This is a genomic window from bacterium (genome assembly GCA_030654305.1).
GTDB lineage: Bacteria > Krumholzibacteriota > Krumholzibacteriia > LZORAL124-64-63 > LZORAL124-64-63 > PNOJ01.
Map to the genome: position 1 here is coordinate 1 of JAURXS010000391.1, position 10294 is coordinate 10294.

9 protein-coding genes are annotated in these 10294 nt (G+C 72.0%); all 9 read right to left on the bottom strand.

Annotated elements, in window-relative coordinates:
• Positions 1–1433 (bottom strand): [FeFe] hydrogenase H-cluster radical SAM maturase HydG (gene hydG, locus Q7W29_11190; GenBank protein MDO9172381.1); only part of this gene is annotated, 1433 nt, incomplete at its 3' end.
• Positions 1430–2578: an ATP-binding protein gene (locus tag Q7W29_11195; GenBank protein MDO9172382.1), complete on the bottom strand. Its 1149-nt coding sequence runs from the start codon at positions 2576–2578 to the stop codon at positions 1430–1432. The genes Q7W29_11195 and hydG, both read right to left, overlap by 4 nt.
• Positions 2575–2988, bottom strand: a complete 414-nt coding sequence (locus Q7W29_11200; GenBank protein MDO9172383.1) for a response regulator — start codon at positions 2986–2988, stop codon at positions 2575–2577. The genes Q7W29_11195 and Q7W29_11200 overlap by 4 nt, the downstream gene beginning before the upstream one ends.
• Positions 2985–4991, bottom strand: a complete 2007-nt coding sequence (locus Q7W29_11205; GenBank protein ID MDO9172384.1) for a [Fe-Fe] hydrogenase large subunit C-terminal domain-containing protein — start codon at positions 4989–4991, stop codon at positions 2985–2987. The genes Q7W29_11200 and Q7W29_11205 overlap by 4 nt, the downstream gene beginning before the upstream one ends.
• 1 nt (position 4992) lies before the next feature.
• A complete protein-coding gene (locus Q7W29_11210) occupies positions 4993–6729 on the bottom strand; it encodes an NADH-dependent [FeFe] hydrogenase, group A6 (GenBank protein MDO9172385.1) in 1737 nt (578 codons plus the stop codon).
• Entirely contained in the window at positions 6729–8681 is a 1953-nt protein-coding gene (locus Q7W29_11215; protein ID MDO9172386.1) for an NADH-ubiquinone oxidoreductase-F iron-sulfur binding region domain-containing protein, read from the bottom strand. Before Q7W29_11215 ends, Q7W29_11210 begins: the two co-directional genes overlap by 1 nt.
• Positions 8671–9156: an NADH-quinone oxidoreductase subunit NuoE gene (gene nuoE, locus Q7W29_11220; protein MDO9172387.1), complete on the bottom strand. Its 486-nt coding sequence runs from the start codon at positions 9154–9156 to the stop codon at positions 8671–8673. The genes Q7W29_11215 and nuoE overlap by 11 nt, the downstream gene beginning before the upstream one ends.
• 14 nt (positions 9157–9170) lie before the next feature.
• The gene (locus Q7W29_11225; protein MDO9172388.1) at positions 9171–9797 is read right to left on the bottom strand and encodes a redox-sensing transcriptional repressor Rex; all 627 of its coding nucleotides are present in this window, start codon (positions 9795–9797) and stop codon (positions 9171–9173) included.
• 307 nt (positions 9798–10104) lie between these two features.
• The coding region (locus Q7W29_11230; protein ID MDO9172389.1) for a lipoate--protein ligase family protein at positions 10105–10294 on the bottom strand (190 nt) is incomplete at its 5' end.

A 10294-nucleotide genomic window follows, 5' to 3' on the forward strand; every position in this document is an offset into this window, starting at 1 on the left:
AGGTCGTGCGCCCCGTCCCGCGTCGCCTGCAGGCGGCGCCGCAGCGACTCCTTGGCCGCCCCCTCGGGGAAGGCCGCCAGCTCCCGCTCCACCAGCCGGCGGCCGGCCTCGCGCGTGGGCGGGGACGCGTAGTCCTGCAGGTACTCCGTCAGCGTGACCAGGGCGTTGGGCGTGCAGAAGCGCTCGATGAAGCCGGGGATCGCGTACTCCATGAAGTGCTCGCCGGTGCGGCCCATGCGGTAGCAGGCCGTGCAGAAGCTCGGCACGTGGCCGTCCTCGAGCAGCTGGCGCAGCACCTCGTCGAGCGGGCGCAGGTCGCTCAGGGCGAACTGCTCGCGGTCCATGACCTGGGCGTCGCCGGCCTCGGTGTAGCCGCCGATCTCGATGCGCGAGCCGGCGTCGATCTGCGAGACGCCGAAGCCCAGGATCTCGCGCCGCAGCGCCGCCGGCTCCCGGGCGGTCAGGATCATCCCGGCGTAGGGCACCGACAGGCGCAGGACGGCGACCAGCCGCTTGAAGTCGGCGTCGCTCACGAAGGGCGCGCCCGCGAAATCGACGCCGCTCGCGGGCTGCAGCCGCGGGAAGCTCAGGGTGTGCGGGCCGACGCCGTAGCGCTCCCGCAGGTGGCGGGCGTGGGCCACCAGGCCCAGCACGTCGAAGCGCCAGTCCGTCAGGCCGAACAGCGCGCCGATCCCGAAGTCGTCGCAGCCCGCCTCGAAGGCCCGGTTCGGGCTGTCCAGCCGGAAATCGTAGTCGCCCTTGAAGGTGCGCGCGGGGTGGTAGCGGGCGTACGTCTCGCGGTGGTACGTCTCCTGGAACACCTGGTAGGTGCCGATGCCCGCCTCGTGGACGGTGCGGAAGCCCGCGACGTCCAGGGGCGCGGCGTTGATGTTCACGCGCCGGATCTCGCCGTGGCCGGTCCTGACCGCCGCGACGCGCCGCACCGTGTCGGCGATGAACTCCGGCGTGTAGCGCGGGTGCTCGCCGAAGACCAGGATCAGGCGCTTGTGCCCGCTGCGCTCCAGGGCGGCGACCTGGGCCTCGACCTCGACCGGGGAGAGCGTGCGGCGCACCGAGTCGGGGTTGCTCGCGCGGAAGGCGCAGTAGCCGCAGTCGTTCACGCAGAGGTTGCCGATGTAGAGCGGGGCGAACAGCACGATGCGCCGGCCGTACACGTCGCGCTTGAGCCGGCGCGCCGCGTCGAAGATCTCCTCGACCAGTTCCGGCGCCTCGGCGCGCAGCAGCACGGCCGCCTCGTCCGGGGCGAGGGGCTCCTTCGCCAGGCTCCTGGCCAGCACGTCGCGCACCCGGGCGGCGTCCGGCGCTCCCGCCCCGATCAGCCGCCGGAAGCCGGCCTCGTCGACGAAGTCCGCGAAGCCGGCGCTCAGGGCGCGCTGCGGCGGGCGGCCGTCGGCGGGGCGGGACGCGCTCATGGCTCCGTTCCCTCCGGCGCGGCGGCGAGCGTCACGGTGAAGGTCGTGCCGACGTCCGGCTCGCTCGTCACCGCCACGGCGCCGCCGTACAGCTCGGCGAGCTTGCGCAGGATCGAGAGGCCCAGGCCGGAGCCCTCGATCCCCTTGGTCTTCTCGTTCTTGATGCGCACGAATTCGCCGAACAGGCGGGCCACGTCCGCGGGCGCCATGCCGACGCCGGTGTCGCGCACCTCGATCTCGACGCCGCCGTCGCCCGCGGGCCGGACGGTCAGGTCGACGCGGCCGCCGTCGCGGTTGTACTTCACGGCGTTGGTCAGCAGGTTGTTGAAGATGATGCCCAGCTCGCCGCGGTCGGCCCGCATGGGCAGGGCCTCCGGCGCGTGCAGTTCCGTGGCGATGCCGCGGGCGGCGGCGGCGGCGGTCACGCCCTCCAGGCCGCAGCGCGCCTCCTCCACGACGTCGACCGCCGCGAGGTCGCGGCGCTTCTGGCCCGACTCGAGGCGCGTGAGGTCCAGCAGGTCGACGATCATGCGGCGCATGCCGTCGATGCGGACCAGCGCGCGCTCGACCGGCCGGTCGTAGGCGGCGAGCTCGTCGCCCAGGGCGCGGTCCTGGACCATGCGCAGGTACGAATCGACGACGCCGAGCGGGGCCTTCAGCTCGTGGGCCAGGACGCGGATGAACTGGAAGCGGACCTGCCGCTTCTCTTCGGCCAGGGCCAGGGCGCGGCGGTGCGCCAGGACCGTGCGCGAGGCCTTCTCCACGACGGACTTGAGCTCGTCGGGCGTGAACGGCTTGGCCAGGAAGTCGAAGGCCCCGTTCTTGGTGGCGCTGACGGCGACCTCCAGCGAGGCGTAGGCCGTGACCATGACCGTCACCACGTCGATCCCGCGGCTGCGGATCTCGTCGAGCACCTCGAGCCCCGTGCGGTCGGGCAGCTTGTAGTCCAGCAGCAGCAGGTCCCAGGGAGCGGCCGCGAGCTGCGCCAGGGCCCCGCCGGCGTCGGCGGCGGTCTCGACCTCGAAGCGCACCTCGACGCCCAGCTCCGGCAGGGACTGCGCGTGGCGCGACAGCACGCGGGCGGCGCCCAGCCGCATCCCGGGTTCGTCGTCGACGATCAGCACCCGCAGCGTCTCGACGGTCACGGCTGCACCAGCCGGGCGATCTCGGCCGCGAGCTGCTCGAAGCGGATGTCCTTGTCCAGCACCGCGTCGGCCTTCACCCAGCGGCGCATCTCCGCGGTGGCGGCGTCGAAGGTGTAGCCGGTCTCGTGCGCCACGCCGGTCACTAAGATAACCGGAGTCTGGGGGCTCTTCTTCTTCATGAGGTGGGCCAGCACGAAGCCGCTGTCGTGGTGCTCCATCATCAGGTCGAAGATGCAGAGGTCGGGCGCGGCGGCGGCGATGAGGGCCTCCCCCTCGGCCTGGCTCTCGCCGGCGAGGACCCGGAAGCCGAGCCGCTCCAGGAAGAGCCGGATCTGCTCCAGGACGTCGGGATCGTCGTCGACGACCAGGGCGGTGCGCCCGGCGTAGCTGCGGTCGTGTGCGTCGGTCATGCCGGTTCTCCCTTGGCGGCGCGCGGCAGGGTCACGACGAAGGTCGTGCCGGTGGGCCCCTCGCGGGGGTCCGCGTTCGAGAAGACCTGGACCTGCCCCTGGTGCATCTTGACGATGCCGTAGGAGACGGCCAGGCCGAGGCCCGTGCCCTTGCCGATCTGCTTGGTGGTGAACAGTGGTTCGAAGATCTTCTTGATGATCTCGCGGGGGATGCCGGTCCCGGTGTCGACGACCCGCAGCGTCACGCGCTCGGCGTCGCCCTCGGTGACGACCCGCAGGCGGCCGCCGACGGGCATGGCCTCGACCGCGTTGACGGCCAGGTTGGTGAGCACCTGGACGATCTGGTCGCCGTCGAGATCGGCGTAGGGGTCGTCGAGGCGGTGCTCGACGGTCAGCTCGACGCCCGGGGGCGTGATGACCGCCTTGAGCGCGCGGTCGACCAGCTCCGGCACGTGGACGCGGCGGCGCACGACCTTGCTCTTGCGGGCGAAGTTCAGCAGGCCGCCGACCACCTTCTTGCAGCGATCGGCCTGCTCCACGATCATCAGCAGGTCCTCGCGCAGCGGCGAGCCGGCCGGCGCCTCGTCCAGCAGCATGTTGGCGTAGAGCAGGACCACGCCCAGCGGGTTGTTCACCTCGTGCGCGATGCCGGCCGAGAGCTGGCCCATGCTGGCGAGCTTCTCGGCGTTGATCAGCGCCTGCTGGGTGCTGGCCAGCTCGCGGTGGGACACGTTGATCTCGTCGAGGGAATCCTTGAGGCGCTCGATGGTGTGGGGCAGGCACATCTCGTTCTCGGCCATGCCCGTGTGGATGGCCACGGCGTGCTCGCGGCACGTGCGGTAGCCGCAGGCGCCGCAGTCCAGCTCGTCCTCGGGCGTGGACTTGCCCAGGCGCTCCATGATCGCGGACAGCTCGCGCGGCGACGGCTGCGACATGCGCGTGTCGTGGGGGGCGTAGACCGCCTTCAGGTCGAGGCTGGCGAACTCCTCCAGCTCGGCGCGGCGCCGCTCCCCGCTCGGGACCCAGAGCCGCTCGCGCACGTAGCTGCTGACCGCGGTGCGCCGCCGGAACAGCGGCGCCCGGGTGGTCATGCCCGCGCCCATGATGCAGCCCTTGCACGACAGCAGCTCCAGCAGCTGCACGTCCAGCACGCCGTCGCGGAACTCGTCGATCGCCTCCATGAACGTGTCGGGGCCGGTCCCGGCCACGACCTCGTTGCCGAGCAGGTCCTCGGTCAGGCCGGCCGCCTGCAGCAGGCCGCGGCTGATGGGGAACAGCGCGCCCAGCCCCGGCGCGGGCCCGTCGAAGTCCGAGGGCTCGCACTGCGACGGGTCGATCCCGGCCTCGGACAGGAAGCGGTGCAGCTCGGCGAAGGTCAGCGCCGCCTCGACGTCGCCGGCGATCCCCTCGCGCACGGCCTCGACCTTCTTGGCGATGCAGGGGCCGATGAAGACCACAGCCAGGTCGTCGCCGTGGCGGCGGCGCAGGGCGCGGGCGGTGGCGACCATGGGCGAGACCACCGGCGCCAGGTTGGGCACCAGTTCGGGCTCGAACTTCTCCACGTAGGAGACGATGGCGGGGCAGGTCGTCGCGATGTAGCGGCGGCCGGGGTGGCGGCTGATCAGCTCGGCGTAGCGGCGGGCGACCAGGTCGGCGCCGAAGGCGACCTCGCAGACCAGGTCGAAGCCGAGCGCGCGCAGCGCGGCCACGACCCGCCCGTGCGTGAGGTCGAGGAACTCGGCCGGGAAGCTCGGCGCGACGGCCGCCGCCACCGGGCGCGGCCCGGCCAGCAGGCGGCGCACGTCGTCGATCGAGCCGGCCACCTGCTTGGCGTTGCGGCGGCAGACCTTCACGCAGTTGCCGCAGCCGATGCAGCGCTCGGCCACCACCTCGGCCTGGCCGCCGGTGATGCGGATGGCCTTGGCGGGGCAGTCGCGCACGCAGGTGTAGCACAGGCGGCACCGCTCGGGGATCGTGGCGACGAGCTGCTGGCCGGCATCCATGTCAGACCGCCCCGTCCCGGGCGTGGTAGGTCGTGTGCAGCAGCTCGTGGCTGCGCGCGCCCAGGGGCGCGCCCAGCACCTCGTCGTAGAGCTCCTGCACGTGGCGGTTGCGGTGCGACAGGCGCACCGGCTCGCTGCGGTCGATGCGGTAGAGGCCCTCCAGCCGGCCCAGGATCGCGCCGGGGTCGGCCCGCAGCGGCTGGCCGCCGCCGCCGATGCAGCCGCCGGGGCAGGTCATGACCTCGATGAAGTGCAGGTCGTCGCGGCCGGCGCGGATCTCCTCGATCAGGCGCCGGGCCCGGCCCAGGCCGCTGACCACCGCGACGCCCAGCTCGACGTCGTCCAGCTTCACGCGGGCCTCCTTCACGCCCTCCAGGCCGCGGACCGCGCTGACGGTCAGGTGGTACATCTCGCGGCCGGTGACCAGCCAGTGCGCCGTGCGCAGGGCGGCCTCCATGACGCCGCCGGTGCCGCCGAACAGCTTGCCGGCCGTGCTGCGCTCGCCCAGGGGCAGGTCGGGGGCGCCCGGCGTCATCCGCGCCAGGTCCAGCCCGTGCACGCGGATCAGCCGGGCCAGCTCGCGCGTGGTCAGCACGGCGTCGACGTCGGGGATCTCGTGGGCGTCGCCCATCTCCGGGCGCTGCGCCTCGAACTTCTTGGCGACGCAGGGCATGACCGCCACGCTGAAGATCCGCCGCGGGTCGAGCCCCTCGCGCGCGGCCCAGACCCGCTTCACCACGGCGCCCATCATCTGCTGGGGGCTCTTGCAGGTGGACAGGTTGGGCAGCAGGTCGGGGTAGGACTGCTCGACGAACTTGATCCAGCCGGGCGAGCAGCTCGTGAACATCGGCAGCCGGCCGCCGCCCTTCAGGCGGCTCACCAGCTCCGAAGCCTCCTCCATGATCGTGAGATCGGCGGCGAAGGACGTGTCGAAGACGCGGGCGAACCCGAGCCGGCGCAGGGCCGTGACCATCAGGGCCTCGACGTCGGCGCCGGGCTCGAGGCCGAACTCCTCGGCCAGGCTCACCGAGACCGCCGGGGCGTGCTGCACCACGACCGTGACGGCCGGGTCGTCGAGCGCGTCCTGGACCTCCTTCAGGTGGCTCTTCTCGTGCAGCGCGCCGGTCGGGCAGACCATGACGCACTGGCCGCAGTTGATGCAGGTCGAGACGTTCAGGCCCCGCTCGAAGGCCGGCGCCACGAGGGTCCGGCTGCCGCGGCGGACGAAGTCGATGGCGGCGACCCCCATGACCTCCTCGCAGACGCGCACGCACTTGCCGCAGAGGATGCACTTGGCCGGGTCGCGCACCAGCGAGGGGCTCGAGACGTCCGCGTGGTGGTCGTTCTTGGCCGTCACGAACCGCCGCTCGCGCACGCCGTAGCGCCGGGCGAGGTCCTGCAGCTCGCACTCCCCCTGCCGCACGCAGTACAGGCAGTCGTCGGGGTGGTTGGCCAGCAGCAGCTCGACGATCGTCTTGCGGGCCCGCGTGGCCGACTGCGAGTTCGTCTCCACGCTCATGCCGGGCTCGACCGGGCACGAGCAGCTGGGCACCAGCCCGCGCCCGCGCACGTCCACCACGCAGATCCGGCAGGCCCCCGACGGGGCGAGGTCGGGCAGGTGGCACAGCGTCGGCACGTCCACGCCGGCGTGCCGGCAGACGTCGAGCAGGGTCTCGCCGCGCCGGGCCTCGGCGGGTCGGCCGTTCACCTCGATGCGGAACGTCTCGGTCGCGCTCATCAGGAAACCTCCACCGCGTCGAACTTGCAGGCCTCGAGGCAGGCGCCGCAGGCGATGCACTTCTCGTGGACGATCAGGTGCGGCTGCTTCTTGCCGCCGACGATGGCGCCGGCCGGGCAGGCCCGCGCGCACAGCGTGCAGCCCTTGCACAGCTCGGTGTCGATGTCGAAGGTCAGCAGGTCGCGGCAGACCTTGGCGGGGCAGCGGCGCTCGTAGATGTGCGCCTCGTACTCCTCGGGGAACCAGCGCATCGTGCTGAGCACGGGGTTGGGGGCGGTCATGCCCAGCCCGCAGAGGCTGGTCTCGCGGATGACCTCCGCCAGGCGCGGCAGGTAGGTCACGCCCTTGAAGCGGGCCAGGGCGTCGGCGCCCGTCTCGTGGCGGCGGCCGCGCACGATGGCGTCGAGCATGTCGCGCAGGTGCTTGGTGCCCTCGCGGCAGGGGATGCACTTGCCGCAGCTCTCGCGCTGGATGAAGTCCATGAAGAAGCGTGCCACGTCCACCATGCAGGTGTCCTCGTCCATCACGACCAGACCGCCGGAGCCCATCATGGCGCCCACCGTCTTGAGCGACTCGTAGTCGACCAGGATGTCGAGGTGCTGCCCGGGGATGCAGCCGCCGCTCGGCCCGCCGATCTGCACGGCCTTGTAGGCCTTGCCGCCGGGGATGCCGCCGCCCGCCCCGAACACGATCTCGCGCACCGAGGTGCCCATCGCCACCTCGACCAGGCCGGTGCGCGCGACCTTGCCCGACAGCGCGAACACCTTGGTGCCCTTGCTGCCCGCGGTGCCCAGCGAGGAGAACCAGTCGGCGCCCCGCTCGACGATCTGCGGCACGTTGGCCAGGGTCTCGACGTTGTTGATGACCGACGGCTTGCCGAACAGGCCCGAGACGGCCGGGAACGGCGGGCGGGGACGCGGCATGCCGCGGCGCCCCTCGATGCTGTGGATCAGCGCGGTCTCCTCGCCGCAGACGAAGGCGCCGGCCCCCTTCTTGATGGTCACCTTCAGGTCGAAGCCGCTCTCGAGGATGTCGTCGCCCAGCAGGCCGCAGGCCTCGGCCTGGGCGATGGCCTCGCGCAGGCGCCGGATGGCCAGCGGGTACTCGGCGCGGATGTAGATGTAGGCCTTGGTGGCGCCGACCGCGTAGGCGGCCAGGGCCAGGCCCTCGAGCACGCGGTGCGGGTCGCCCTCGATGACGGCGCGGTCCATGAAGGCGCCGGGGTCGCCCTCGTCGGCGTTGCAGATCATGTAGCGCTGCTCGGCGGGGGTGTTCAGCGCGAAGGTCCACTTGCGCCCGGTGGGGAAGCCGCCGCCGCCGCGCCCGCGCAGCCCGCTGCGCTCGACCTCGGCGCAGACCTCGGCCGGGGTCAGCGTGCGCAGCGCCTTGACCAGGCCGCGGTAGCCGCCGCAGGCCAGGGCCTCCTCCAGGCTGCCGGGGTCGATCAGGCCGCAATTGCGCAGCACCCAGCGCGTCTGCCCGGCGAAGAACGGGTGGTCGGCGAGCGCGGCCAGGCCCTCCCAGCGCCGCAGGGCCTGCGGCCCGTGCTGGCCCAGGTAGTGGGCCGTCGGCACCGTGCCGGCCAGCATCGCGTCCAGCAGGCCCGGCACGTCCGCCGGCTTCACGCGGCCGAAGACCGCCCGCGCCCGGCCCGGCAGCTGGACCTCCAGCAGGGGCTCCTCCGAGCAGAGGCCGATGCAGCCGGTCTCGACCACCTCGGCGTCGACCCCGCCGGCCGCGAGGTGCGCGCGCACAGCGGCCAGCACCTTGCCCGCGCCCGCGCCGAGCCCGCAGGTCCCGGCGCCCACGTAGACGATCGGCCGGTCGTTCTCCTCGCGCCGCAGGCGGCGCAGCTCGGCGGTCGGCGCCGCGTCGCGCCCGTCGTCGTCGCGCAGCAGGGTCCGCAGGCGCTCCGCGCTCACGGGGTTCACGGTGGTCGCGTCAGGCTGCATCGCTGCCGCCCCCCTTCGCCCGCTCGCGGTAGGCCGCGAAGATGGCGGGCACGTCGCGCGGGGCGACGCCCGCGTGGAAATCGCCGCCGACGGCGATGACCGGCGCGAGGCCGCAGGCCCCGATGCAGGCCACGACCTCGAGGCTGAACAGGCCGTCGCGCGTGGTGCCGCCCGCCCTGACGCCCAGCTCGCGCTCCACCGCGTCGAGCACGTTGGCCGACCCCTTCACGTGGCAGGCCGTGCCGCGGCAGACCTGCACGTGGAAGCGGCCGATCGGCGTGAAGCGGAACTGGTTGTAGAAGGTGGCCACCCCGTAGACCTTGCTGGCGGGCAGGTCCAGGTGGCGGCCGATCGCCAGCACGGATTCCCGCGACAGGAAGCCGTCCCGCTCCTGCACGGCCTGCAGGATCGGGATCAGGCTGTCGCGGCGGGCGCCGGGGAAGTTTTCCAGGATGTCGGCGACGCAGGGGTTCATGGTCCGGCTCCTCCTCACTGACAGCAAAGGGCGATGCGCTCCAGCTTCAGGCCGATGTCGACCTCGTCCACCACCACGTCCTGCGGCAGGCGCAGCGGGACCGGCGCGAAGTTCAGGATGCCGGTCACCCCGACCGCCGCCAGGCGCTCGGCGACCTCCTGGGCCTCGGCCGCCGGCACCGCGAGGATCCCCACGTTGATGCCCAGCTCGATGACCCGGCTCTCCAGCTCCCGCACCGGGTAGCAGCGCACCCCGGCGATCACGCGGCCGGTGCGCTCCTCGTCGCTGTCGAAGGCCGCCAGGATGGTGATGCCCGGCAGCTGGAAGCCGACGTGCGCGAGGATGGCCCGGCCCAGGTTGCCGGCCCCCACCAGGGCGACGCGGCTGGGCTCGTGCTGGGCCAGCAGGCGGTCGACGTGGGCCGCCAGCGAGCGCACGCCGTAGCCCCGGATGGGGCTGCCGTGGTGCCCGATGATCATCAGGTCGCGCCGGACCTGCGCCGCGGTGTTGTTCGCCAGCTTGGCGAGTTCGTGGGAGAAGACGAAGGCGCGTCCCTCGGTCGCGAGGTACTGCAGCAGGCGCCGGTACGTCACCAGGCGCTCCATCGTCTTGAGGGGGATGTCCGACTTGGTCTGCTTCATGGCCCACTCGCGTTCGCTGAATGTTTATTTGTTAACGTCCGCAAGGTCATCATTGGGATCGGCTGTGTCAAGCAAACATGGAGATTTTTTCACGGCGGCTGGTTAGCCGGTTGTATTCGTTAACGATACAAAATTCATCCCCTCTGGGGTCTCGCGCGGGGAACCGTCGGTTGGCCGATTGATGGCGGTTTTCAATATGTCATCGCTGTGCGCCGGTTCACCGAGTAAAACGCTGAAATAAAATCAGTTAAAATATCACTCTAAAATGTTAGAATTTTGACATACTTCGCAACTGGAACCGGGGAGGTCAAAGTCGAGGAAGAGACGATGACAGCGTGCGTTCGAGCCGTCTGGCGAAGGCCCCGGGATCGCCGTCGGGCGGCAAGCCGATCCGGCCCAGGAAGGCGCGGTGGGGGCGGCCCCGGCGGTAGCCGGGCTCGCGCGGCGGGTGCGGCAGCAGGCGTTCCATGAGGTCGAGGTCGGGGTCGAACAGCAGC